Source organism: Mediterraneibacter massiliensis, from assembly GCF_001487105.1.
In the GTDB taxonomy this organism is placed as follows: domain Bacteria; phylum Bacillota; class Clostridia; order Lachnospirales; family Lachnospiraceae; genus Mediterraneibacter; species Mediterraneibacter massiliensis.
Genome location: NZ_LN913001.1, coordinates 176,801 through 201,967 on the forward strand (window position 1 = coordinate 176,801; position 25,167 = coordinate 201,967).

Below are 25,167 nucleotides of genomic sequence, written 5' to 3' on the forward strand. Positions count from 1 at the left end.
GAGAATGCTGTGGAGAAGAAGGTAAAAGTTCAAGTAAATAATTTATGTAAATCTTTCGGAGATTTAAAGGTAATCGAAGATTGCAGCTTTCAGATCAAAGAAGGAGAATTCGTATGTGTGGTAGGGCCTACAGGATGCGGGAAAACGACTTTTTTAAATGTGCTTTCAAATCTGCTGGAACCTACATCAGGCGAGGTTTTGATAGACGGGGAGAAAGCAAGTCCTAGAAAGCATAATCTGTCCTTTATTTTTCAGGAACCGTCGGCTTTACCCTGGCTTACTGTCGAAAAAAATATCGCATATGGGCTGAAGGCAAAAAATAAAGATAAGCAGTATATTCAGGAACAGACAGAAAAGATACTAGACTTAATGGGTTTACAAAAATATAGAAAATCCTATCCGGCAGAATTATCGACAAGTTCAGAACAAAAGATAGTAATAGGAAGGGCATTTGCTGTAGAGCCTGATTTGCTGTTGATGGATGAACCCTATGGACAGATGGATGTTAAGACAAGGTTTTATCTGGAAGACGAAGTGATCAGGATTTGGAAAGAATTGCAAAAAACAATCATCTTTATTACACATAATATAGAAGAGGCAGTTTATATGGCAGAGAGAGTACTTATCTTATCGAATAAACCGGCAAAGGTAAAGGATGAGGTAATTATTGATCTGCCGCATCCTAGGAGAGTAGATGATCCTAGATTTATAGAAATAAGAAATTATATTACAGAACAGATTAAATGGTGGTAAAGTATATGAATAAACCGAATATTTTATATATAATGGTAGATCATCAAATTTATTATAGACATGGCTGGGATATGGGACCTAAAATAAAAAGAGATAATTTTGAAGAATTTGCTTTAAGTGGAGTGGATTTTACAAGAGCATATTCTACAAATCCTTTATGTGGGCCGACGCGAAGGTGCATACTGACAGGTTTATATTCTCATCACCATGGAGAAATATTAAATGATGTAAACGTTCCATTTTCGGAAAAAACGTATTTAGATATTCTGACAGAAAATGGATATAAAAATTATTATTACGGAAAATGGCATGCCGGAGTTGGAACAGCATTAGATCATGGATGTGAGGGGTTTTGCTATCCTTCATATGGTAATCCTTATCTGACACAGGAATATAAGGACTATTTGGAAGAATATCATTTGCCAAGTCCTAAGATAAGAGTGGAATGTACAATGGATCCATGGAGATTGGATCTTAAACCGGGAGAACTATATGTTCAGGACAAGGAATGGACAAATGAGGAGGCATCGGGTATCCTTTTAACGCCTAAGGAGACACATGAATCTTTTTTCCTTGCAGATATGGTATGTAAACGATTAGAAAAAATAAAAGTAGAAGGGAACAGCAGGCCATTTTCCCTGCGATTGGATCTATGGGGACCGCATGCACCATATTTTGTGACACAAGAGTATGCAGATATGTACCCGCCAGAGGAAATACCAGAGTATCCTACATTTGATTCAGCACAATTAGAAAAACCCTCCTGTTATAGAAAGGAACATAATTTAGGAATTGCTGATAGTAAAGGAAATTTAATCTATCCTAATCCTATACCGTGGGAACGGTGGCAGCTCTTATTATCGCGGTGTTACGCACATTCTACAATGGTAGATGATGCAATTGGAATAGTAATCAGAAAGTTAAAAGAGCTTGGATTGGATGAGAATACATTGATCATCTGGACTGCAGATCATGGGGATGCAATTGCATGTCAGGGGGGGAAGTTTGATAAAGCAAGCTATATGGCAGAAGAGGTTATGCGTGTCCCGCTGGCAATGAGTTATAAAGGAAGAATCAAACCAAAACAGGTCACAGACGCATTGGTAAGTAACCTGGATGTACCTACTACGATTCTGGCAGCAGCAGGACTTTCTTTTGATTATGAGCCGGATGGAGAGAATCTTCTGGAGCTGGAAGCATCCGGTTTTAAAAAGAGAAGGAAATTTTTAGTTAGTGAAACATATGGACATATAGAAAGAAATGTAGCGAAATCTTTAGTTACATCTAGATATAAGTATACGGTGAATAAAGAAGACATTGCAGAATTGTATGATCTGGCATTAGATCCATATGAGACAAAAAATCTGATATTTTCAGAAAAACATCTCCCATTAAAAAATAAATTGGATAAGATGCTGAGAGACTGGGTGAAAGACGAGAAAGATAATTTCTTTGATGGAGATAGCGAGTACATATTACAGGAATATTTAAGCAAAGGGACGAATAAGCCCAGAGATTATTAAAAAGAGGAAGTGTGATTCAATCATAAAGAAGCAGCCGTTTATTTCCCGGTTGCTTCTTTTAATGCTTTTGCTAATTGATCAGGACAGGAAGTTGCTTTAAAACCACATTTGATTCCTTCAATTCTGTGGATGGCTTCATCTACATCCATTCCTTCTACCAGACGGGAAATTCCTTGGAGATTTCCACTACAGCCTCCTAAAAAAGATACGTTTCTCACTTTATGATCTTCAATATCAAAATGAATTTTCTGGGAACAAACACCTTTCGTTTTATAATCCATAAAAGACTCCTTTCAAAAGTTTTAAAGTATGTACAGGCATTAAACAAATGCCGCAAACACAACAGCATTATAAATGTTTCTTCTGATAATTACAACCAGTAAGATATAAATAACGAATTTACTTTCTTAAAAATTTTGCGATTTCTTCCAGGCGTTTTCCCTCTTTAGCAAAAAACATCCGATAACTTTCACAGAAATAACTTCGATAAGCTGTGCCGTCCGGTTCCTTTATTCTGCTTCTTTTGCAGCCGCCGCGGCATAAAGTATAGTATTCACAGTTTTTGCAGGCGCTGCTGATATTTTTCGATTCTTCGATAAAATCTTTTGCTCTTTTATTTTCAAAAAAATCGGAGATGGCATTTTCGTTAAAGCTGCCAAGTTTGTATGGATCCAAAACATAAAAATCACAGGGATACACGCTGCCGTCTGCTTCAATGACGCCCTGCATGCTGCAGATCCCTCTTTGCTCACAGGATTCGGGCGGATAGCCCATTAAGATTCCAATATAATTTTCAAATTGGCGTATATAGGGAGCCTTTCCGCGTTTCCAGTCTTTATACCACATATCAAAAAGTTGAATCAAAAATTTACCATACATGGAAGGAGTCAATGAATAAGGGTGTTTTCGTGCCTCTTCTCCCAATGGTTCCAGGCAGGTGATGTACTGTTGGTAATTCCAGCCGTTTTGTTTATATTCCTGATAGATCTCGCAGATTGCAGGAGCTGTAAAGGCATTGACAACTGTCAGGATATTATAGTCTACCTGGTATTGTTCTAGCAGATGGATAGACTGTTTTATTTTTGCGTAGGTAGATGTGCCAGATTTCGTATGTCGGCACATGTCATGTGTTGTTTGCGTGCCATCCACCGATATACCAACCAGAAAATGATTCTCTTTAAAGAATTTACACCAGTCAGTATCGATTTGAAGCCCGTTTGTCTGTATAACATTAGATATCCGGACTGTATTCCGGTTAAAACGAGTTTCAAAGTCAATCACCTTTTGGAAAAAAGGAAGTCCCCGCAGTGTAGGCTCTCCGCCTTGGAAGGCAAAGCAAATATCGGACTGTGCCTGGAAGAGAGTCTTTTTGATTATATTTTTTAATGTATGTTCACTCATCATTCCATAAGAAGCCGTTTCCCTTTTTGCGGCTTCGTCACAATAGAAGCAGTAATCGCAATGCATATTACATAGACTGGAAGTGGGTTTTATCAATACGGTTTGTAAGTACATGTTTTTTCCTCTATCTGTTTTATAGAAATAGCTCGTATCTCTATATAGTGTAACACAGATTTTAAATTTCGCACGCCAAAATTCGTGTTTATCTCTATAAAAATGACAATGTAAAGAGAGGAAAGGGACTTAAGAAAAGTAAGGGAAATGTATTCTTAAGTAAAAGATGCAGAACGGATTATGAAGTTCTTCAAAAAAGAAAAGAGACCGAATAATAGCTTGTAAGGAGTCTCCTTTTTGTAGAAAAATGTAAAACGGTTTTTGAGGAAAGTCCTTGAAAGATGGGCTATAATGTGCTCAAACGCAATGCAGGGAAAACCTGAAAAAGAACATTGTGACAGAATAAAAAATAGGAGGAACAGTTATGCTAAAAGAAATGGCAGCGGACACCAATATCATGATGTATCTGATGATCATAGTCGGCGTTATCGGAATTTTATCCAAAGTGGTAAATCAGATCACGCTGCGCAGATTGGTGAAGGCCGCAGGAAGTATGTCAAAGAGTACACACAAACTGATAAAATTGGTGCGCGCGAAATATGAGCACGCATGTATGGCACACGATGCAGTAGAGAATACAGATGCATTTGTAGAGAAATATATATTCGAATACCGGGGCTTCTTATTCCGGATACACACCTGGCGGCAATTGGAGTTACAGGCAATCTGGTTTTCGGGAATACTGGCGGCATTGGGAGCGTCGGTTAACTATCTTTCCTACGGATTTACAGAATCCGTGTTTCAATATATGGCGGCAGGAGCAGCAGAAATGGTATTTTTATTTGTGATCCGTCAACTATCGGACGAGCCGTATAAGATCAATGCAGCAAAGAACTATATGGTAGATTATCTGGAAAATACCTGTTCCGGCCGTTACAAAAAGCAAAAAGCGGCTGAAAAAGAGGCAATCAATGTCATTGCCGCACCAAATACGGAGAAGGTGACGCCATCAAGAGACGAAGAAATTACAGTGTCAGAAGAACGAGCTTCCTCTGCAAAGCCAGAACCCAATTTATCGATCAATATAGAAGGAGAACCAAGAGATGCAAAAAAGGGAGACGCGGCGAAACAAATCATACGCAGGACCGTGAAAGAAAAAATAGAAGAAAACGAAGAACCGACGTTGAAGGAAGAGACGATCCGGCAGATATTGGAGGAGTTTTTGGCTTGAATAAGCTATATGGATTTGGTAAAATGTGTGTATGACAGATAGCACATAAGATGCTGTAAGAAAAGTCAATGGAGAGGAAGGGTATCAATGGCTAAAGTAACATTTGATTATTCAAAAACAGACGGTTTTATTCAGGAACATGAAATGGAATATATGAGTGGATTGGTTTCACAGGCAAAGGACAAACTGCTTGAGAGATCAGGAGCCGGAAACGATTTCTTGGGATGGATCGACCTGCCGGTAGATTATGACAAAGAAGAATTCGTCCGTATTCAGAAAGCAGCGGAAAAGATCAGAGAAGATTCAGAAGTGCTGCTTGTGATCGGAATCGGAGGATCTTATCTGGGCGCAAGAGCTGCGATTGAATTCATAGGTCATTCTTTTGCAAATGTCGTTTCTAAAGATGTTCGGAAATCTCCAGAGATTTATTATGTAGGAAACAGTATCAGCAGTACATATATCAAAGATTTGGCAGACGTGGTAGGAGACAGAGATTTTTCCATTAATATGATCTCCAAATCTGGTACAACTACAGAACCAGCTATTGCTTTCCGTGTTTTCAAAGAAATATTGGAAAAGAAGTATGGAAAAGAAGGTGCTGCCAAGAGAATTTATGCAACGACAGATAAGGCAAGAGGGGCATTGAAGAATCTTGCGACAGAAGAAGGATATGAGACATTTGTAGTACCGGATGATGTGGGCGGACGTTTTTCTGTCTTGACAGCAGTCGGACTTCTGCCGATCGCGGTGAGCGGGGCTGACATCACCAAATTGATGGAGGGAGCGGCTTCTGGAAGAAAAGCAGCGCTGGAGAAAGATTTCGCGGAAAATGATGCTATGCAGTATGCGGCGATCCGTAATATCCTGCTGCGTAAAGGGAAGACAATAGAAGTTCTGGCGAATTATGAACCAAGCCTGCATTATGTATCTGAATGGTGGAAACAGTTGTATGGAGAAAGTGAAGGAAAGGATCAGAAAGGAATCTTCCCGGCTTCCGTGGATCTGACAACAGACCTTCATTCTATGGGACAGTTTATACAGGATGGAAACAGAATTTTATTTGAGACTGTTTTAAATGTGGAAAAATCCAGAGAAGAAATTATCATAAATGAAGAGCCGGTTGATTTGGACGGATTGAATTATCTGGCAGGAAAAAATGTAGACTTTATTAATAAAAGCGCAATGAATGGAACGATCCTTGCCCATACAGATGGGAATGTTCCGAACCTCATGGTAAAAATACCGGAGCAGAACGAATTTTATCTTGGCGAATTATTCTATTTCTTTGAATTTGCCTGTGGGCTTAGTGGATATTTACTCGGCGTTAATCCATTTAACCAGCCAGGCGTAGAAAGTTATAAGAAAAACATGTTTGCTTTACTTGGAAAACCAGGATATGAAAAGGAAAGAGAAGAGTTATTAAAGAGATTATAATATAGTACTATATTTAGAAACAATGTGATATTTTTATGTAGGAAGTTCTATATAAAGCTGACGCAAATCCTTCTTTGTATTTGCGTCAGCTTTTTTGTGCATATCTATGAAAGCATTCTGCTTGTGTTTTCAAGAATAAATAGATAGCAGCGGATAGGTTATGAATGAAAACAATCATATAATACGATTGAAAAAGAACATAATATGTGATATTATTCAATTAATAAAACATAACCCTAGTTGAGGAGGAAGTCTGATGAGCAAAATTGATGAGATCACTCGTGAAAGTTGGATTATGAGTACATTTCCGGAATGGGGAACATGGCTCAATGAAGAGATCGAGAATGAAGAAGTAAAACCAGGTACAGTGGCAATGTGGTGGCTTGGTTGTACAGGCATGTGGTTTAAGACGCCGGGAGGATGCAATATTACCGTAGACTTGTGGTGCGGAAACGGAAAGAGAACACATGGAGACGGCAAGATGAAGGTTGGACATCAGATGGCAAATATGTGTGGCGCAAGGGCAATGCAGCCAAATCTAAGAGCGGTTCCGTTTGTAATCGATCCATTTGGCATTAAGCAAGTAGACGCAGTGCTTGCCACACATTATCATCAGGATCATATGAGCGCCGAGTATGCTTCCCATGTGATCAAAAGCGGTATGACAACCGTAGATGAAAATGGAAAAGAGATTCCGGTACCTTTTATCGGACCAAAGAAATCTGTAGAATTGTGGAAAAAATGGGGAGTACCGGCAGATAGATGCATAACCGTAAAACCAGGAGATTCTATTAAGATCAAAGATATCGAGATCATTGCATTAGATTCTTTTGACAGAACCTGTATCGTAACGACAGATTCCCAGGGAGAAGACAGAGAAGAACTGACGGGAAAATGTCCTACAGACATGGATGATAAGGCAGTCAATTACCTGATCAAGACACCGGGAGGAAATATTTACCACAGCGGAGATTCTCATTATTCTATTTATTTTGCAAAACATGGAAAAGATTACGATATTGATGTGGCATTTGGTTCTTATGGAGAGAATCCGGTAGGTATGCAGGATAAAATGACATCTGTTGATATACTCAGAATGGCTGAAGCCTTGAGATGTAAAGTAGTGATCCCGATCCATTATGATGTATGGACAAACTTTATGGCGGATGTAAATGAGATCAAGGTTCTGTATGAGATGAAAAAGGATCGTTTAGGGTATGACTTCCATCCTTTCTTCTGGGAAGTAGGAGGAAAATATGTATATCCTACAGATAAAGATAAAAGAGCATATCACCACAGAAGAGGATTTGAGGACTGTTTTGAAGCTCCTCAGAATATTCCGTTCCGTTCATTACTGTAAAAGAAGTTTAAGATAAAAAACACTTCTTTTAAAGAACGGAAGGATATATAGAAGAAATATGATCATATATGGACGGAGTGTATGGCGATGAAAAGAGAACGGGCATATGTAGAAGGAAGAAGAAAACAGATACTTGCTCTCATGAAAGAAAATCCGGCGGTGCGGGTAGATGAACTGGCAGAAAAATTTCAGGTATCTTTGATCACCATCCGCAGAGACTTGCAGTATTTAGAAGAGAAAAATCTTCTTGTACGGTTTTACGGCGGTGCTGTCTGTGCGAAAGCAGAGAAAAAAGAAGATGGAGAGATCAGTGTATACAGGAATCTGATTGCTAAATATGCGGCTTCTCTTGTAGAGCCGGGAGATTCTTTGTTTATTAATTCCAGCAGAAATGCACTGCAGATCTTAAAATATATCAACTGTGATAATGTAACAGTCATTACAAATAATGGAAAGGCGATCCACACAGATTATCCGGAAGGAATCAGTGTGTTGATGACAGGGGGAGAACTACGTCATCCCAAAGACGCGATGGTTGGAGATTTTGCTATCCGCAATCTGCAGACGGTGTTTCCGAAAAAAGCGTTCGTTGGATGCTCTGGGATATCTCCAATGTCAGGTATGACGACAGAGATCGCCGCAGAAGTAAAAATCAATGAATTGATGATCCAAAATGCAACGAAAGATGTGTATGTGTTGGCAGATCATACAAAGATTGGGAAAAACAGCAGTTTTACAAGTGCAGCGATCGGACAGATCGGGCATTTGATCACGGATGAAAAGGCGCCTCAAGATGTATTGAAACAGATAGAAAAAATGGGCGTACAGATTCATCAGGTGAAAGCGGAAAAAGAAGCAGGAGGCGTCAGTCTTGAAAGTAAATAAAAAAGTATTAGGAAAGCTTACAAAATGTTATTCTATAGCGCCGCTTATGTACAAAGGGGAGCAGCATATCCTCGTGGCGGCAGAAAAGCAGGATCCTTGCTATTTATTTGATGCACAGGGAAATAAGGCAGATACTATTTGGGAAGAACCGGGCGGAGTTATGAGCATGGTGCAGGTACCGGGAAGCGACGGTGTATTTTTAGCGACCCATAAGTTTTATTCCCCAAATGATTCCAAAGAAGCAAAGATCGTGATCGTATCCCCTAGAGAAAACGGGGGCTGGGAAGTACGCACATTAGTGGAACTTCCACATGTACATCGGTTTGATATTGTTACGAGAAACGGCGTAAATTATCTGATTGCATGTGCGCTGAAATCCGGACATGCCTATAAGGACGACTGGTCTATGCCTGGCAAGACTTATGCAGCAGTACTTCCGGAGGATTTAAGTTGTTTTGATGAGGAGCACCAGCTGGAACTGACCGTTATCAAAGACAATATGCTGAAAAATCACGGTTACTATAAAATGCAGGAAAAGGGGACGGATGTATGTCTGATCTCCTGTGACGAAGGCGTATATAAATTTATCCCTCCGGCATCCGCAGAGGAAAGTTGGGAAATCGAGAAATTGACAGATGAACCGGGAAGCGATGCGGTACTTGTGGATTTGGACAGGGACGGAGAGCCGGAACTGGTTATGATCTCCCCATTCCACGGACAAAATATTTATATTTTGAAAAAGAAAGACGGGGCATACAAAAAAGTGTATACATATGACACCGCAGAATTTGCGCATGCTATCTATGGCGGCACACTGCTTGGAGAACCGACGGTCATCATCGGGCATAGAAAGGGAAAAAGAAATCTTCTGGCATTTACCTATGATGAGAAAGAAAAGGAATATAAGGCCACAGTTCTGGATCAGGACTGTGGACCGGCAAATGTATGTAAGTATGTCAGAGACGGTGAGGAAGTGCTGATCTCTACAAACAGAGAAATCGATGAGATCGCGATGTATACATTTGAGGGAGAATAAAATTATATAGATGTAGAGAAGGCTGGCTGATAAGGTCAGCCTTTTGTTATATATTACACTTTAGAAGAGTAAGTTTGGAGTTTTTGTCATATGGATTACACAGTTTTAGATATTTGTATATAGTAAGTCCTATAAAACATGAAAATGAAATATATGGAGAAAATCCTTTTAAACTGCAAAACAAATAGAGTATAATAATAGACAGCCGATCATCTTCGGCTGTCTATTATTATATAGATCATGGTGTAAAGGAGGAATAGAAGAATGTTAAGAATCGGGATGCTGACAAGCGGCGGTGACTGCCAGGCTTTGAATGCGGCTATGCGCGGCGTGGTTAAAGGGCTTTGTTCTAAGAGAGATGATGTAGAGATATATGGTTTTAAAGATGGATATAAAGGTTTGATATATGCAGATTTTAATATGCTGACATCAAAAGATTTTTCCGGGATCCTGACCCGTGGAGGCACTATCCTGGGGACGTCCAGACAGCCGTTTAAACTGATGCGCGTACCGGATAAGGATGGGCTGGATAAAGTAGAAGCAATGAAGCATACGTATCATAAGTTGAACTTAAACTGTCTGGTGATCCTGGGAGGAAACGGCACACAAAAAACAGCGAATCTGTTAAGAGAAGAAGGCTTGAATATAGTGTCTCTTCCGAAGACGATCGACAACGATCTGTGGGGGACAGAGATGACGTTTGGTTTCCAGAGTGCGGTAGATATTGCTACCGATACAATCGACAGGATCCATACGACAGCGACTTCTCACAGCCGGGTATTTATCATAGAGATCATGGGACATAAAGTCGGACATGTTACCTTACATGCAGGAATCGCAGGAGGGGCAGATATTATCCTTCTTCCAGAGATTCCTTATGACATCGATGAGATCGCGAATGTGATCCAGAAGCGTTCCGCGGCAGGAAAAGCCTTTACGATCCTGGCAGTGGCGGAAGGCGCTATTTCTAAAGAAGATGCAAAATTGAAAAAGAAAGAGTATAAGGAGAAGGTAGCAAAGAGAAAATATCCTTCGATCGCCTATGAGCTTGCAGAGCAGATACAGAAAAAGACAGACAAAGAAGTGCGCATTACTGTACCGGGGCATACCCAAAGAGGAGGTTCACCATGCCCGTATGACCGCGTATTTTCTACAAGAGTAGGAGCAAAGGCGGCAGAACTTATTTTAAACGAAGAATATGGATATATGGTGGCTATGAAAAAAGGAGAGACGATAAAGGTTCCGCTTGAGGAAATAGCCGGGAAACTCAAATATGTAGATCCCAACTGTAGTCTGATCAAGGAGGCAAGAATGGTCGGGATCAGTTTTGGAGACAAATGATAGTTTTTTCATAATTGTAAAGGAAAAAGTATGAAGTAAGAGGTGTAATTCATGTCATATACGGCACTTTATAGAAAATTTCGTCCTACGGCATTTGAGGATGTAAAAGGGCAAGACCACATTATTACAACGCTGAAAAATCAGATCAAAGCAAACCGTATCGGGCATGCATATCTGTTTTGTGGGACAAGGGGAACCGGGAAGACGACCGTAGCAAAGATATTTGCCAAAGCGGTAAACTGCGAACATCCGATAGATGGAAGTCCCTGTGGGGAATGTGCTATGTGCCGTTCCATTGCGGCAGGAACGTCCATGAATGTGATTGAAATAGATGCGGCATCCAACAATGGTGTGGACAATATCCGGGAGATTCGAGAGGAAGTTACTTACCGCCCTACAGAAGGTCGATACAAAGTCTATATTATAGACGAGGTGCATATGCTTTCCATAGGGGCTTTCAATGCGCTTTTAAAGACATTGGAGGAACCGCCGGAATATGTCATTTTTATCCTGGCGACAACGGAAGTGCATAAAATACCGATCACAATCTTGTCCAGATGTCAGCACTATGATTTTAAAAGAATCAGCATAGAGACAATCTGCAGGCGCATGAAAGACCTGATGGGCAGGGAACAGGTAGAGGTGGAGGAAAAGGCGCTCCGCTATATAGCAAAGGCGGCGGACGGTTCTATGCGCGATGCTTTAAGTCTGCTGGATCAGTGTATCGCATTTTATTTGGGACAGACCCTGACGTATGATAATGTACTGGAAGTATTAGGCGCAGTGGATACAGACGTATTCAGCCAGCTCTTGCGCAATATTGTTTCCAGAGATGTGGCGAAAGTGTTGGATACAGTGGAAGAACTTGTCATGCAGGGCAGAGAATTGACCCAGATGGCGGCGGATTTTACCTGGTATTTAAGAAACTTGCTTCTGGTAAAAACATCTGATAATATAGAGGATGTATTGGATGTATCCACGGAAAATATGGAGCAATTAAAAGAAGAAGCACAGATGATCGAGACAGATATGCTCTTCCGGTTTATCCGTGTATTTTCTGAACTTTCAGGACAATTGAAATACGCAACACAGAAAAGAGTGCTTTTGGAAGTGGCGCTGATCAAGCTATGTGTGCCGGCGATGGAGATACAGACAGATACATTACTGGACAGAATCCGCGCTGTAGAAGAAAAAGTAGAGAAGGGAATTCCTGCTGCGGGTATGGCAGGGCAGGCGGCTTACGCAGACTATACAGGAAGGTCTGACGGGCGAGTGGATATGCCGCAGGAGAGCCGGATAAAACCAGAGATTCCAAAGGCGATCCCGGAGGATGTAAAAGAGGTTGTACAGAATTTTCGTTCCATCGCAGAGGAGACTTCCGGACTGCTTCGTACATTTTTAAAGAAAGCGCGTTTGAGTTTGGGCGGTGACAACCGCCTGCTGATCGTGATGCCGGGAAGTCTGGAGGCGGATGTGGTAGGGAGTGAAGAGCACAAAAGCGAACTGGAAACGCTGATAGAAAACCGGATTGGAAAGAAAGTGGAAGTAGAAGTGCGTCATGTAGAAGAAGGAAGGCACTTTGAAGATACATTCGTGGATATTGAACAGAAAATAAATATGGAGATTATAGTGGAGGATTAAACATGGCAAAACGTGGAGGATTTCCGGGCGGAGGTATGCCTGGAAACATGGCAAATCTTATGAAACAAGCGCAGAAGATGCAGCGGCAGATGGAGGAACAGCAAAAGGAACTGGAATCGAAAGAATTTACCGCGGCAGCAGGAGGCGGGGCTGTGGAAGTAACAGTTTCCGGAAAAAGAGAAGTGATGAAGGTGAAACTTGCAGAGGAAGTCGTAGATCCAGATGATATTGAGATGTTGGAGGATCTGATCGTTGCCGCTGTGAATGAAGCTTTGCGTCAGGTAGACGCGGAGTCAGGCGCGGCAATGTCGAAGCTGACAGGCGGCTTAGGCGGCGGAGTACCGGGGATGTTCTAAAATGGAGTATTACAGTAATCAGATCAGTAGGCTTATCGAGGAGTTATCCAGGCTCCCTGGGATCGGAAGCAAGTCCGCACAGCGGCTTGCTTTTCATATAATCAATATGCCGAAAGAACAGGTAGAGAACTTGGCGAAAACGATCGTAGAGGCAAAAAACAACGTGCGTTATTGTAAAGAATGCTGTACGCTGACAGATCAGGAAGTTTGCCCTATATGCAGGAATGAAAAGCGGGATCATAAGACGATCATGGTAGTGGAGACTCCCAGAGATCTGGCTGCCTATGAAAAGACAGGAAAATATGACGGCGTATATCATGTCCTGCACGGAGCTATTTCTCCTATGCTGGGAATCGGGCCGGGAGATATCCGTCTTAAAGAGTTGATGGAAAGATTACAGGGAGATGTAGATGAGGTCATCATCGCGACGAACTCCAGTTTGGAAGGTGAAACGACAGCTATGTACATCAGCAAACTAATCAAGCCTGCCGGGATCAAGGTAAGCAGGATCGCAAGCGGTGTACCGGTTGGCGGAGATTTGGAGTATATCGATGAAGTCACACTTTTGCGTGCATTGGAAGGCAGGACAGAGATTTAAAGAGGAATACAGGCGATGAATAAGAGAAAAGTAACATCTTCTGATGTGGCAAAAAAAGCAGGGGTGTCTCAGGCTTCCGTTTCTATGATACTGAATAAGAAGTATAATGTATCTTTTTCTAAAGAAGTGGTGCAAAGGGTAGAAAGTGCAGCAAAGGAATTGGGCTATGAACTGCCACACCGCAAGCCCAGGAAAGAGATCCGCCGGGAGAAATTGCTGGTGGTCTTAAGCCCGAATCTGACCAATCCTTACTATGTGATGCTGCTGCAGGGAATTGAGTCCAGGGCGACAGAACAGGGCTTTGGATTATTTGTGTGCAATACGCAAAGAGATCTGGAACTAGAAGAAAGATATTTGAAAATGATGCCGGGACTGAATCCGCAGGGCGTCATTTATACTTGCAATCCCAGCAGATGTTTTATGCCTCTTGTAGAAGAACTTTCCAGAAAAATCCCTTTTGCCATTATCAACAATCAGAATGAAAAGCTAGACGTAGATGCCGTGGAGCTGGATAATGCAAAGCTTGGCAGGCTGATGGCAAAACATCTTTTAGAATTGGGGCATAAGCATGTGGCGTACATTGCTCCGCCCTTGACGGTAAGACAGAAGCAGCGTTCTAAGAGGGTAGAGGGTTTTTTAAAGGAGTTCAAGGAGGTCGGCTTGGGAGAAAATGTCATTATCAAGGCGGCAGACGAACAGATAGACAAAGATATTCCCGGAATCGATTCAGAATACCGTATCGGATATGATCTGACAAAAGAACTCTTAAAAGAAGAACAAGGGTTTACAGCTATCGCAGGCTTAAATGATATGATCGCCTTTGGAATCCTAGACGCTTTGTATGATGAGAAATATAAGGTGCCCGGAGATATTTCTGTCATGGGGTGTGACAATACACTTTTCGCGAAAATGCATAAAGTTTCGCTGACTACGATTGAGCATTTTGTGATCTATAAAGGAATGGATGCCTGCGACATTATCATGAAAAAGATCAATACAAGAAGCCGGCGCTATGCGGAAATGGAACCGGTCAGTATCTATCATGTAGAGTATGAACCAAGAGTCGTGGAAAGAGGAACGACCTCTTATCCACACAGTAAAAAAAGAAAAATTAATACAAGAAAGTAAATTATTAGTAATAATTTGAGAACCCTCTTTTGTCGACAGAAATATAAGACTGAATATAGACAAAAGCAATGGGATTTTAAACCTGAACAGCAAGCCATAGAAAAAAGAATATTAATAATTAAAAATTATAAATAAAATAAAATTATTAATAATTATGAGTGCTATTGACCTGTTTTCTGAGAATGGGATATAATCGAAAATAGGTAAAATTGGTTTAAGTTCAAGGAGGAACAGCAAATGAAATTTTTTATTGACACAGCAAATGTAGAGGACATCAAAAAAGCAAATGATATGGGAGTTATCTGCGGGGTAACGACCAACCCGTCTTTGATAGCGAAAGAAGGACGTGTATTTGAGGAAGTCATCGCAGAAATCGCCTCTATTGTGGACGGACCTATCAGCGGAGAAGTAAAGGCAACAACAACAGACGCAGAAGGTATGATCAAAGAAGGAAGAGAGATCGCAAAGATCCATCCAAATATGGTCGTAAAGATCCCAATGACTGTAGAAGGATTAAAGGCATGCAAAGTGCTTTCATCCGAAGGGATCAAGACGAATGTGACTTTGATCTTTACAGCAAACCAGGCATTGCTTGCAGCACGTGCAGGCGCGACATATGTATCCCCATTCCTGGGACGTTTGGATGATATCTCCGTAAGAGGAACAGACCTGATCGCAGAGATCGCGCAGATCTTTGAAGTAGCAGGAATTGAGAGCGAGATCATTGCTGCCAGCGTGCGCAATCCTATCCATATTACAGACTGTGCCCTTGCGGGAGCGGATATTGCGACAGTTCCATACAAAGTGATCGAGCAGATGACACATCATCCTTTGACAGATGCTGGAATTGAAAAGTTTCAGGCAGACTATAAAGCAGTATTTGGTGAATAAAACCAATAGGAGGAAACCATGAACAAACTGGAATTAATGAAAACTGCAAATGAGGTCCGCAAAGGGATCGTAACGGCAGTACATAGCGCAAAAGCCGGACATCCGGGCGGTTCACTTTCGGCAGCAGAGATCTTTACCTACCTTTATTTTGCAGAAATGCATGTAGACGCAAAGAACCCGAAAGATCCGGATCGGGACAGGTTTGTACTTTCTAAAGGGCATACGGCTCCTGGATTATATTCTGTTCTGGCACAAAAAGGATATTTTCCAGAGGAGGATTTAAAGACTCTGCGCCATACAGGTTCATATCTTCAGGGACATCCGGATATGAAGCACATTCCGGGGGTAGATATGACGTCCGGTTCGTTGGGACAGGGGATTTCAGCAGCAGTAGGAATGGCGATTGCGGCAAAACTGCAGGGAAAAGAGTATCGTGTATATACACTGCTGGGAGATGGAGAGATCCAGGAAGGACAAGTTTGGGAGGCTGCTATGTTGGCAGGCCATAAAAAACTGGATAACCTGGTAGTTATCGTAGACAACAACAATCTGCAGATAGACGGAGAGATCACAGAAGTCAACTCTCCATATCCGATCGACAAAAAGTTTGAGGCATTTAATTTCCACGTGATCAATATTGATGGAAATGATTTTGATCAGATAGAAGCAGCCTTTAAAGAGGCAAGGACGGTACAAGGTTGTCCGACAGCGATCATTGCAAAGACTGTGAAAGGGAAAGGCGTATCTTTCATGGAAAATCAGGTAGGATGGCATGGTAAGGCTCCGAATGATGAGGAGTATGAGATTGCTATGAAAGATTTGGAGAAAGTAGGTGAAGCATTATGTCAGAAGTAAAGAAGATTGCGACAAGAGATAGCTACGGTAATGCTTTGGCTGAACTTGGAAATGAACATAAAGAGATCGTCGTACTGGATGCCGATTTGGCGGCAGCGACAAAGACAGGTGTATTTAAGAAGGCACATCCGGATAGATTTATAGACTGTGGGATCGCAGAAGGAAATATGATGGGCGTGGCAGCAGGGCTGGCGGCTGCTGGGATGGTTCCGTTTGCAAGTTCTTTTGCCATGTTTGCGGCAGGACGTGCTTTTGAGCAGGTGAGGAATTCTATCGGATACCCCCACTTGAACGTGAAGATCGGCGCCACACACGCTGGTATTTCTGTAGGTGAGGACGGAGCGACACATCAGTGTAACGAAGATATCGCATTGATGCGTACGATTCCAGGAATGGTTGTATTAAATCCTTCTGATGATATTGAAGCCAGAGCTGCCGTGCGTGCAGCATATGAACACCAGGGTCCTGTGTATATGCGTTTTGGACGTCTTGCGGTTCCGGTGATCAACGATAAACCGGATTATACGTTTGAAATCGGAAAAGGCGTGGTATTAAGAGAAGGAAAAGATGTGACGGTCATTGCGACAGGTCTTCCAGTAGCAAATTGTCTGGAAGCCGCAGAAAAACTGGCGGCAGAAGGGATTGAAGCAAAGGTGATCAATATCCATACGATCAAACCTTTGGATGAAGAACTTGTGGTCGCAGCGGCAAAAGAGACAGGGAAAGTTGTTACAGTTGAAGAACATTCCGTTATCGGCGGTCTGGGAAGCGCAGTATGTGACGTTCTTTCCGAAAAGGCGCCGACGAAAGTGCTGAAGATCGGAGTCAACGATACATTCGGCGAATCAGGGCCTGCACTGGAACTCTTGAAGAAATATGGTCTGGATACAGAGAGTATCTATCAGAAGATCAAGGCGTTTATGTAGTATTGTAAGAGAAGAAAAACGAGATATAAAATAAGTGAAATGTCATTAGAAACCAATCTGTGATCTTAGCAGTGTTAGGTTGGTTCTGATGGCATTTTTGTTGTTTATGATATTTTTATGACAGACTCCTGCGCTATGTATAATGCGGCTAAAGTATGTATATATAGTTTTTGTTTTCTGTAAATATATCCAGAATTAAATTTTAGAAATAATATATAAGTATATTTTATTTCTAATAGGAAATAGGAACAAAAAATAAGTACGATAAGTACGGAAGAAAGAGCGAAGGAGAGAAGAAATTGAGAAACAAAAAATCTGTGATCAAGCAGATCAGAAAAGTATCTATTGGAGTGATGTCATGTGTGTTGGGATATACATTTGTGCTGTCGCCGATGACAATGGCAGCTGACAGCAGTTCAATTGGGAGTAAAGCAGCGTCTGGAAATATTGATTATGAGATGCTGGGATATACAAAAAATAAGAAATACAATTTTCAGGACTTAAAATTTGATCCGGAAAATCTGTCAAAAAACAATACTACGACAGAAGCGAACTTTAAGCTGTATGGAAAACATAATATTGCAGCTTCAACAGCAAACTGGAAAATAAATCTTCAGATTGATGAGAGGCTTGCAAAATATATAACTAAAATTGAGGTTGAGCCTAAGAGACTTGTGGAAGGAAGTGCAAGTTCACAAAGAATTGTTTTTCAAAGAAAAAACGATACACTAGGGAGAAGCAAAAATATATGGGTCGCTAATTATATTCGGGCAAGCGCGGGAATCTTTGCAGGAGGAGAAACGACAGATACACAAACGGCATATAATGGTAAAATCTATTTTGAAAAACCGGTAAAGGAAATTCTCGCGGACATAGGAGATGATAAATTAAGCAGTGACAAGCTGTTTTATAGGATTTATCTGACAAGTAAGAAAGATGAGGATAAAATTGTGCCGGGAATTGATTCGACTGGTTTTTTCAAGGTACAGGGTATTGATAAAGACAATATTGAAAATGCAGTATCTGTCGGCAACGATTGGTTCAAACATGCATCGGTGGAGGGCAGATATGAAAAGAATCCAGTTATTGGAAGTTCGAATGGCGCAATCGTTGTAGATTATAAAATTTCAAAGAATACGAATTTGAGCTATACGATAAGTGCAAAAAATAAACCATGGAATTTAAAATATTCTGTTGATCCAAGACTTGTAAAGTATATCGATGGGATAGAGCTATATAAAATGGAAGATGCCACTGCAGTAGCACCAGATTTTTCTTTTAGCGGTAAAGGTAATAAAAAAGTTATAGATTTATCTATAGACAGAAGACCTGAAAATGTCAAATATGGTACAGGCTTTTTCACGGATAGTAATCTTACAGATTATGTTGCATTTACAGAGGGCTCTCCGAGACCGGTAATTATACGATATGTATATAAACTTAACAAGCCAATGGATCAAATTTTGGAAGAACTGAGAAATGAAGCTGGAGTAAGTGAGGGCGCACCTTTCGGAGATGATTTTGTTTTCCATGCATGGCTTACAGATCAGACTGTAAATGCGTTAATTCCAAATACGCATGGTGTTGGCTTTTACAGAGTTCAAGATATTGACGGTGACGGAAAGACTGACGACGAAGAGGTAAATAGCGATCAAAGTCCTTATATTGGGATACCAAAGATTAAGGCGCCTTATAATGGAGACACAAAAGTAAAAGCGTCTGTTTTATTAAATGAAAATGCAGGAAAAGGAAATAAAGCACAGCTTATTAACAAAAATGGAGAAATAATAGCTACTATAAATAATCTAAATGCAGAAGAAAACGGTGTACCTAAGACAATAGTAAAAGAATTAGAGTTTAATGTAAATGATCCAAGTAAGCTAGGTAAAGCCGGCGATGAGATTATAGTTCGTATCATTCCTTCAGATCCGAGATATACAAAGGGAGAAGAAGCAAAAGCAACAGTAAAAGAGGTTCCTAAAGCAGTTCAGGAAGCGATAGAAATTGCTAAAGATACGGATTTAACAGACGATAGTACTATTGCGAAATCAGGAATTGCAAACGCAGCCAAAATGCCGGAAGGGACAAAATATTCTTGGAAAACAACACCAAATACAGATGAGATTGGAGAAAAAACAGGAGTTGTATCGGTAACTGTGCCGGACAGAGATGAGCCTTTTGAGGTGACTGTTCCTGTAAAAGTGGTACAAGGTTTTGAAGTGACTGTTACGAATCCTCCAAAACAGATTGAAGGACAGGAGGTAGCGCCTAATACAAAAGTAATTGAGGCAAATGAAGATGGTTTTACTGTTTCAGGAGTACATGACGAAGGAAATAATTCGGGATTGACAATTGATGAAAAGGGAGATTTATCAGGAATGCCTGCTGGGCTTTTATGGGGAGATAAAGACTCAAACACTTATGAAGAGCAGAATATTACACTTCATGCAATTGTAACATCAGAAGATGGTACATCCATAAAAAACGTAGAAGTTACTGTCACAGTACAAAGGGATACGGATGGAGACGGAACACCTGATATCATAGATGATGACGATGACGGAGATGGTTTTTCGGATACAGAAGAGATAGAAAAAGGAACGGATCCAAAAGATCCTAATTCAATTCCTCAAATTGACTTAGTTGTACCACCAACTGTGGGAGATATCGAAAATCAGACAGTCGTAGAAGGAACTGCCATCACACCAGTGACGCCGGAAGTTACAGAAGGATCCACAGTAACAGTAGAAGGTTTAGGAAACGGATTAACTTTTGAAGATGGAACCATTCAGGGTACACCAAGTGTAGAGTGGAATGGAGCAGAAGAAACGAAAGATATCACGATAACAGTGAAAGCAGAAAAAGACGGAGCAACTACGAGCAAATCATTTGTAGTCACAGTACAAAGGGATACGGATGGAGACGGAACGCCTGATATCATAGATGATGACGATGACGGAGATGGTTTTCCGGATACAGAAGAGATAGAAAAAGGAACGGATCCAAAAGACCCAAATTCTAAGCCCGGGGAAGACCAGACAGATGCGCAGAAGTATACGGCAACAGGAGGTATATTGAACAAAGACTATGGAGATATTGCGACGGAAGCAGAAGTTCTTGGGAAAGTAACAACGGATGCGCCAGATGAAAAAATAAAATCCAAGATTGTTATAGGAGATATCCCGGCAAGTGGGAAAAATCAGGCAGTTGATGTCGTTGTAACCTATGCAGATAATACGACGGATACAGTAAAAGTAATCGTTACCTATGGAGACGCCAAAGATATTTATGATCCGGCAGGGAAAGATATTACGGTGGAAATTGGAGAACCTGCAAATGCGGAAGAAGGGATTGGAAATAAAGATCAGCTCCCGGAAAATACAGACTATACGTGGAAACAGCCAATTGATACTAATAGTGTCGGAAATCAGACGGGAATTATTGTAGTGACTTATCCAGATGGTTCACAGGATGAAGTAGAAGTTCAGATCCATGTGAATGAGAAAAAGCCGGAGATGACAGATGCGGATAAATACGATCCAAAGGTCGAGAAAGAAGTAATCAAACCTGGAGAAAAACCAGATCTTACAGATAATGTAACAAATTTGGATGCACTTCCGGAAGGAACCAAGGTAGAGGATATTACGCCGGAGGGAACGATTGATACATCTAAACCGGGAGAATATGAAGGTACGGTGGAAGTGACTTATCCAGATGGAAGTAAAGAGGAGGTAAAGATTCCGGTTATTGTAGAGAAGCCAAAAGAGGAAAAGCCTGTCAACGATAATCAGAAAAGTCAAACATCAAGTGACAACAGCCAGAATGGCAAAAAATCAGGAACAGACGATTCAAATAATGGAAGAACGAAGGCGAGTTCTTTAAATATCGAAAAGGTGTCTGCAAATGCACCAAAAACAGGAGACACAGGAAATGTATGGGGATTAGGAGCTGCTCTCTTAGGCTCGGCAGGTGTGATCCTTAGAAGGAAATTTAGAAGGAAACAGTTTTAATATAAAGAAAGGGAGACTCATCTAGAGCCTCCCCCTTTCTTTGAACAAGTTCGTTACTTTCATTTTCGGCGTGAAGATTCCAGCAGACCACAGTACTTATCTGTCAAAGTCGTGATCCATCCCTCTTTTGTCCTTGGAAAATGAAATAGTGTGACAGGCCACATATGATGCAGGATAATATCTCGTTCTATAGAGTTAAGCCGGAAAAATTTTCGGGCATGTTGATAGGCAGTTTTGGGATGGGTAAGCCCATGGAAACGATTGCCTGTCTTTTGGGCGTGAGTATGCCAGTCGTAGAGGAACAGATCGTGCAGCATTCCTGCACGGGCAGCAGAGATGGCATCCAAGTGCATAAAACGGCACCACTGGTAATTATAGAAGGCCACGTGGAGACAATGCTGATAACAGTTTGTTTTTCCGTGATGAGGATAGAGCTTCATCCGCAGTACGACGGGATGTTCCGCAATATCTTTTATGCAGGCATAGAAATCTTCGCCCCAGTCTCTTTTCAGATTTTCATGTTTTTGTACAGCTTCTCTTTTCAGATTTGTAAGTAGTTTATTATGCAATCTTATCATTTTACAGAAGTTCCCATCCTTTTTATATAATGTTTTTCAGAGATACGGTGCAGAAGCAGGCACAATAAAGTTGTAAAGATACCGTATAAGAATAAATACAGGCGAAAATGTCCGCTGTGCAGTCCGTATAAATAAAAATAAGGAGGCAGCATATATTTTACCGGTTTTAATCCTGGTACAGACGCAAATATCGGGCAGAGAGCGGCGGACAGTAATAAAAGCAGCGGAATACACGTACCGAGTACGGAAATATTTCTTATGGTCTGACTTAGTATACCGCAAAAACCTGAAACTGCAAAGATAAGCAGCAGCATGAGAAGAAGCTCGGTCTGCCAGTCGGTAAATGTACCGGACAGGAAAAGTCCCGCATAAGCCATAAGACCGCCCAGGATAGTTCCTGAAAGAATATAGGTCCAGTCATACAGAGGCTTTAAGTCATACCTTACCCAGGAAAAGATACCAGATCTTTTGTCTTTCAGCAGATACAGAGAGGAAGAAAGGCCGGTGAGGAATACGAACAGAGCCAGCAGACCTCTTAAGGGGGAGGTCAGATAGCTGTTGCTTTCCAGAGGGAGAGGAGCGCTCCCTTCCGTATAGGAAAAACGGAAGATGGATTCATCCACATGCATTTCTTCATAAAATCTATCCAGCGTTTTTGTGACATAGTCTTGATCCAAGCGAGAAAAATATGGCTGTTCCAGGGTAAACTGTTCGGCTATGCTCTTTGATAGATGTGGATATAATACTGTGTAGAATTGTTCTCTGGCAAGTTGGAGTTGTGTAGTATTCTCGTTGGTGATAAAAGCGATAAGGTGACCGTGGTAGGGCAGACTGTGTTTCTTGCCGGAGACATAGTTCGTTATTTGTTTTGTCAGATCTGCCGGGATCAGGTAACCTGCGTCTGCCTGCGCATAGGCGACTTTACTGCGCAGTTCGTTTTCTGTGTCACAGGGAATGTACTCTATAACGCCGTCTAGCTCCAACAGTTCATCTGTGATCTGTTCTCCCAGCGGATCTGCAGATTTTTCTGTATACACCGCGATTTTGACAATATGCGCTTCCTCCTTTGCAAGGAGTGTAAGGCTAAGGGCCAAAAGCGGAGCGAGTAAAAGGACTGCCAGGAAAGACGGTTTTTTCAATAATCTTTTGGTAAGCAGAAGGTACCATAACCATAATTTTTTCATTGTAGTATATGCCTCATATCTATTGTTTTTATGTCAGGTTCAAGCAAGCCGGCGCCTGCGGACCGCCCAGGCGGACAACAAAAACAGAATTGTCCAGATACATAAAAATACAGGAAGCCATCCTGGACTTTCCCCAGTCAGAACTCGCTGCATATATTCCATGGACATGCCGGTAGGTAAGAAGCCCGCCAGTTTCTGTAAGCTTTCCGGAAAGAAAGATAATGGATAAAAGCAGCCGGAAATATAGCCCAGAGACAATATACAGCAAAAGATCAAGATGACGGCGCTGATCAAACTGCGGACAAGAGAAGACAGTAGATAAAGAAGCCCGGCAGTGACTGGGATCAGCAGCCCAAAAGCCAAAAAGATTTTTATATATGCCTGTAAAGACTCACCTATAAGTTCAGGCAGCGTAATCCCTGTAATTTTTATCATACCTGTCAACAGAGCCAGAGCCGCAAGATAATGCAAAAGTAGAAGGAAACAGCAGGCAGCATATTCGGAAAGGACCTGGGGAAAACTGCCGTAACCACGGACAGAAAGCAAGCGACACAGAGAAAGGTCACTGCGCACAAAAAGGTGGCATCCGGCAATACCGATAAAAAGAAAAAAGAGCAGCAGAAAAGAACAAAAATAATAGCCTTGTGTGGAAATTGCGGTATGAGAATCTGGTGTATCGATATGATACAGCTGCTGCCTGGGCAGAACGAAATTGAAATAGCGGATATTCATATCGTATACTGCCTCATCCAGCCCTGCTGTCATATCTTCCTGCTCGGCAAAACGCTGAAAGGCATAAATACCAGACTGGGTTTCGGTCAAGAGAACGGAGACCGCATCGGCCAGTTCCCTTGCCAGGAGGATACTGATACCAGGCTGCGAGAAATCGGTTACAAAAGTTACCTTTTCATTGTATCCATACATAACAGATTGGATAAAATCTTCGGGTATGAGAAGATAGCCCTGGATCTCCTGTCGTTCCAGAGCTTTTTGTGCTTCTGCTTCTTCCATATCTACCAGCGCACATGTGAAACGGGAAGAATCCATCTCCTGCATAAGGGATACGCCAAGTCCGATAGCTGGATCCTCTTTGTCTCCTACAAGGGCGAGTGTAATTTTCTGCCTCTGTTCTGAAGCAGAGGCAGAAGAAAGCTGTATATAGGCAAGGGCGGCGAGTGCCCCGGCAAGTATGATCGTTGTAAGTATGATAGCCGGAAAAGCTTTACATACCCGTTTGATCTGCAGAGTAAAATATTTCATATCAGGTATCTCCCTTAGGTATCCGTTATCCTGTGCCGTAGAAAGTATCTATTATAATTTCCCCGCCAGATGATGGTAATTGCCGTCATATGTATAGGGGATAAGAGAACCTTGTTTTAGGATATATAAAGCGTCACATAGAGGAAGTTCCTGGATATCATGTGTGGTCAGTAGTACAATCCCCCCCTGGCGTTTAAACTCCAGAAGATAATTGGCGATCCGTTCTTTACAGATGAGATCCAACGCGGCAGAGGGTTCATCCAGTAAAAGAACTTTCGGATGATGCGCCACGGCGCAGCCAATGCTTAAACGTTTTTTCATTCCGCCGGACATACGTGATACAGGCACTTTTAGAAAATCAGGAATTCCAAGCATGGCAAGAACACCGTTTTCCAGTTCCTGCTTGAGTTCTTTCCGGCTGCGATACCACAGCCGGAGATTATCCAGCGCATGTAATTCTTCTAGAAGCGGTATGCCCTGCGGCACATACCCGACTATGGAAGCACGCGCTTTTCGGTTTTGGAAAAGGTCAATGCCGTTATAAAGAAATTCTCCGCTCTTGCCGGGCAACGTCCCGGCAAGAATGGAGAAAAAAGTGGATTTGCCACAGCCGTTTTCTCCCAGGATACCAACACAGGTTCCCCGGTCCACACATAAAGAGATATTGTGAAGGACTGTTTTTTTTCCGTAATTTTTTGACAGATGGTTGATTTGTATCATAC

At 41.6% G+C, this 25,167-nt stretch carries 22 protein-coding genes; 16 read left to right on the top strand and 6 right to left on the bottom strand.

The window, feature by feature from the left end; translation table 11 throughout:
- Positions 1-9 precede the first annotated feature (9 nt).
- Both BN3282_RS05105 and BN3282_RS05110 read left to right on the top strand, forming a co-directional pair.
- On the top strand, positions 10-753 hold the full coding sequence (locus BN3282_RS05105) for an ABC transporter ATP-binding protein (RefSeq protein WP_059067166.1): 744 nt from the start codon (positions 10-12) through the stop codon (positions 751-753).
- A 5-nt stretch (positions 754-758) separates the two neighbouring features.
- Positions 759-2,276 (top strand): sulfatase-like hydrolase/transferase, encoded by a 1,518-nt coding sequence (locus BN3282_RS05110; protein ID WP_059067168.1) that lies wholly within the window; start codon positions 759-761, stop codon positions 2,274-2,276.
- Between the two features lie 38 nt (positions 2,277-2,314).
- Here the strand turns inward: BN3282_RS05110 and BN3282_RS05115 are convergent, their stop codons facing one another.
- Both BN3282_RS05115 and BN3282_RS05120 read right to left on the bottom strand, forming a co-directional pair.
- Complete coding sequence (locus BN3282_RS05115) at positions 2,315-2,557, bottom strand: TIGR03905 family TSCPD domain-containing protein (protein ID WP_059067170.1); 243 nt, start codon at positions 2,555-2,557, stop codon at positions 2,315-2,317.
- Between the two features lie 118 nt (positions 2,558-2,675).
- Positions 2,676-3,791: an anaerobic sulfatase maturase gene (locus tag BN3282_RS05120; RefSeq protein ID WP_059067172.1), complete on the bottom strand. Its 1,116-nt coding sequence runs from the start codon at positions 3,789-3,791 to the stop codon at positions 2,676-2,678.
- A 364-nt stretch (positions 3,792-4,155) separates the two neighbouring features.
- On the opposite strand from BN3282_RS05120, the gene BN3282_RS05125 reads away from it, so the two are divergent.
- The 14 genes from BN3282_RS05125 to BN3282_RS05190 all read left to right on the top strand — a co-directional run bounded on the left by BN3282_RS05125 (position 4,156) and on the right by BN3282_RS05190 (position 21,423).
- Complete coding sequence (locus BN3282_RS05125) at positions 4,156-4,962, top strand: hypothetical protein (RefSeq protein WP_059067174.1); 807 nt, start codon at positions 4,156-4,158, stop codon at positions 4,960-4,962.
- A gap of 87 nt (positions 4,963-5,049) precedes the next feature.
- Positions 5,050-6,396 carry a glucose-6-phosphate isomerase gene (locus BN3282_RS05130; protein ID WP_059067176.1) on the top strand — a complete coding sequence of 449 codons (1,347 nt, stop codon included), beginning with the start codon at positions 5,050-5,052 and terminating at the stop codon, positions 6,394-6,396.
- A 256-nt stretch (positions 6,397-6,652) separates the two neighbouring features.
- Positions 6,653-7,756, top strand: coding sequence for an L-ascorbate 6-phosphate lactonase (gene ulaG, locus BN3282_RS05135; protein WP_059067178.1), 1,104 nt, complete (start codon positions 6,653-6,655; stop codon positions 7,754-7,756).
- Between the two features lie 81 nt (positions 7,757-7,837).
- Positions 7,838-8,641 (top strand): DeoR/GlpR family DNA-binding transcription regulator, encoded by an 804-nt coding sequence (locus tag BN3282_RS05140; RefSeq protein ID WP_242866602.1) that lies wholly within the window; start codon positions 7,838-7,840, stop codon positions 8,639-8,641.
- Positions 8,628-9,677, top strand: a complete 1,050-nt coding sequence (locus tag BN3282_RS05145; protein WP_059067182.1) for a hypothetical protein — start codon at positions 8,628-8,630, stop codon at positions 9,675-9,677. Before BN3282_RS05140 ends, BN3282_RS05145 begins: the two co-directional genes overlap by 14 nt.
- 264 nt (positions 9,678-9,941) lie before the next feature.
- Positions 9,942-11,018 (top strand): 6-phosphofructokinase, encoded by a 1,077-nt coding sequence (locus BN3282_RS05150; protein WP_059067185.1) that lies wholly within the window; start codon positions 9,942-9,944, stop codon positions 11,016-11,018.
- A gap of 51 nt (positions 11,019-11,069) precedes the next feature.
- Positions 11,070-12,659: a DNA polymerase III subunit gamma/tau gene (dnaX, locus tag BN3282_RS05155; RefSeq protein ID WP_059067186.1), complete on the top strand. Its 1,590-nt coding sequence runs from the start codon at positions 11,070-11,072 to the stop codon at positions 12,657-12,659.
- Positions 12,660-12,661: 2 nt separating this feature from the next.
- Positions 12,662-13,015 (top strand): YbaB/EbfC family nucleoid-associated protein, encoded by a 354-nt coding sequence (locus BN3282_RS05160; RefSeq protein ID WP_059067188.1) that lies wholly within the window; start codon positions 12,662-12,664, stop codon positions 13,013-13,015.
- 1 nt (position 13,016) lies between these two features.
- Entirely contained in the window at positions 13,017-13,613 is a 597-nt protein-coding gene (gene recR, locus BN3282_RS05165; protein WP_059067190.1) for a recombination mediator RecR, read from the top strand.
- Positions 13,614-13,628: 15 nt separating this feature from the next.
- Positions 13,629-14,741 carry a LacI family DNA-binding transcriptional regulator gene (locus BN3282_RS05170; protein ID WP_059067192.1) on the top strand — a complete coding sequence of 371 codons (1,113 nt, stop codon included), beginning with the start codon at positions 13,629-13,631 and terminating at the stop codon, positions 14,739-14,741.
- A 237-nt stretch (positions 14,742-14,978) separates the two neighbouring features.
- A complete protein-coding gene (gene fsa / locus BN3282_RS05175) occupies positions 14,979-15,632 on the top strand; it encodes a fructose-6-phosphate aldolase (RefSeq protein ID WP_059067194.1) in 654 nt (217 codons plus the stop codon).
- Between the two features lie 18 nt (positions 15,633-15,650).
- Entirely contained in the window at positions 15,651-16,487 is an 837-nt protein-coding gene (locus tag BN3282_RS05180; protein ID WP_059067197.1) for a transketolase, read from the top strand.
- Positions 16,475-17,413: a transketolase family protein gene (locus tag BN3282_RS05185; RefSeq protein WP_059067199.1), complete on the top strand. Its 939-nt coding sequence runs from the start codon at positions 16,475-16,477 to the stop codon at positions 17,411-17,413. The genes BN3282_RS05180 and BN3282_RS05185 overlap by 13 nt, the downstream gene beginning before the upstream one ends.
- A gap of 299 nt (positions 17,414-17,712) precedes the next feature.
- Positions 17,713-21,423 (top strand): Rib/alpha-like domain-containing protein, encoded by a 3,711-nt coding sequence (locus tag BN3282_RS05190; RefSeq protein ID WP_059067201.1) that lies wholly within the window; start codon positions 17,713-17,715, stop codon positions 21,421-21,423.
- 59 nt (positions 21,424-21,482) lie between these two features.
- Here the strand turns inward: BN3282_RS05190 and BN3282_RS14605 are convergent, their stop codons facing one another.
- The 4 genes from BN3282_RS14605 to BN3282_RS05210 are packed head-to-tail and all read right to left on the bottom strand — an operon-like array spanning position 21,483 to position 25,165.
- Complete coding sequence (locus BN3282_RS14605; protein WP_082667481.1) at positions 21,483-22,001, bottom strand: HD domain-containing protein; 519 nt, start codon at positions 21,999-22,001, stop codon at positions 21,483-21,485.
- Positions 21,998-23,185, bottom strand: coding sequence for an ABC transporter permease (locus BN3282_RS05200; protein ID WP_059067204.1), 1,188 nt, complete (start codon positions 23,183-23,185; stop codon positions 21,998-22,000). Before BN3282_RS05200 ends, BN3282_RS14605 begins: the two co-directional genes overlap by 4 nt.
- A gap of 39 nt (positions 23,186-23,224) precedes the next feature.
- Positions 23,225-24,445 (bottom strand): ABC transporter permease, encoded by a 1,221-nt coding sequence (locus BN3282_RS05205; RefSeq protein WP_059067206.1) that lies wholly within the window; start codon positions 24,443-24,445, stop codon positions 23,225-23,227.
- A gap of 51 nt (positions 24,446-24,496) precedes the next feature.
- Positions 24,497-25,165 carry an ABC transporter ATP-binding protein gene (locus tag BN3282_RS05210; RefSeq protein ID WP_059067208.1) on the bottom strand — a complete coding sequence of 223 codons (669 nt, stop codon included), beginning with the start codon at positions 25,163-25,165 and terminating at the stop codon, positions 24,497-24,499.
- Positions 25,166-25,167: the final 2 nt, after the last annotated feature.

Excerpts from the sequence above, each read along its gene's own strand:
- BN3282_RS05110 (WP_059067168.1), top strand. The coding sequence starts at position 759 with ATGAATAAACCGAATATTTTATATATAATGGTAGATCATCAAATTTAT.
- BN3282_RS05115 (WP_059067170.1), bottom strand. The coding sequence starts at position 2,557 with ATGGATTATAAAACGAAAGGTGTTTGTTCCCAGAAAATTCATTTTGAT.
- BN3282_RS05120 (WP_059067172.1), bottom strand. The coding sequence starts at position 3,791 with ATGTACTTACAAACCGTATTGATAAAACCCACTTCCAGTCTATGTAAT.
- BN3282_RS05125 (WP_059067174.1), top strand. The coding sequence starts at position 4,156 with ATGCTAAAAGAAATGGCAGCGGACACCAATATCATGATGTATCTGATG.
- BN3282_RS05130 (WP_059067176.1), top strand. The coding sequence starts at position 5,050 with ATGGCTAAAGTAACATTTGATTATTCAAAAACAGACGGTTTTATTCAG.
- ulaG (WP_059067178.1), top strand. The coding sequence starts at position 6,653 with ATGAGCAAAATTGATGAGATCACTCGTGAAAGTTGGATTATGAGTACA.
- BN3282_RS05140 (WP_242866602.1), top strand. The coding sequence starts at position 7,838 with ATGGCGATGAAAAGAGAACGGGCATATGTAGAAGGAAGAAGAAAACAG.
- BN3282_RS05150 (WP_059067185.1), top strand. The coding sequence starts at position 9,942 with ATGTTAAGAATCGGGATGCTGACAAGCGGCGGTGACTGCCAGGCTTTG.
- dnaX (WP_059067186.1), top strand. The coding sequence starts at position 11,070 with ATGTCATATACGGCACTTTATAGAAAATTTCGTCCTACGGCATTTGAG.
- BN3282_RS05160 (WP_059067188.1), top strand. The coding sequence starts at position 12,662 with ATGGCAAAACGTGGAGGATTTCCGGGCGGAGGTATGCCTGGAAACATG.
- recR (WP_059067190.1), top strand. The coding sequence starts at position 13,017 with ATGGAGTATTACAGTAATCAGATCAGTAGGCTTATCGAGGAGTTATCC.
- BN3282_RS05170 (WP_059067192.1), top strand. The coding sequence starts at position 13,629 with ATGAATAAGAGAAAAGTAACATCTTCTGATGTGGCAAAAAAAGCAGGG.
- fsa (WP_059067194.1), top strand. The coding sequence starts at position 14,979 with ATGAAATTTTTTATTGACACAGCAAATGTAGAGGACATCAAAAAAGCA.
- BN3282_RS05180 (WP_059067197.1), top strand. The coding sequence starts at position 15,651 with ATGAACAAACTGGAATTAATGAAAACTGCAAATGAGGTCCGCAAAGGG.
- BN3282_RS05185 (WP_059067199.1), top strand. The coding sequence starts at position 16,475 with ATGTCAGAAGTAAAGAAGATTGCGACAAGAGATAGCTACGGTAATGCT.
- BN3282_RS14605 (WP_082667481.1), bottom strand. The coding sequence starts at position 22,001 with ATGATAAGATTGCATAATAAACTACTTACAAATCTGAAAAGAGAAGCT.
- BN3282_RS05200 (WP_059067204.1), bottom strand. The coding sequence starts at position 23,185 with ATGAAAAAATTATGGTTATGGTACCTTCTGCTTACCAAAAGATTATTG.
- BN3282_RS05205 (WP_059067206.1), bottom strand. The coding sequence starts at position 24,445 with ATGAAATATTTTACTCTGCAGATCAAACGGGTATGTAAAGCTTTTCCG.
- BN3282_RS05210 (WP_059067208.1), bottom strand. The coding sequence starts at position 25,165 with ATGATACAAATCAACCATCTGTCAAAAAATTACGGAAAAAAAACAGTC.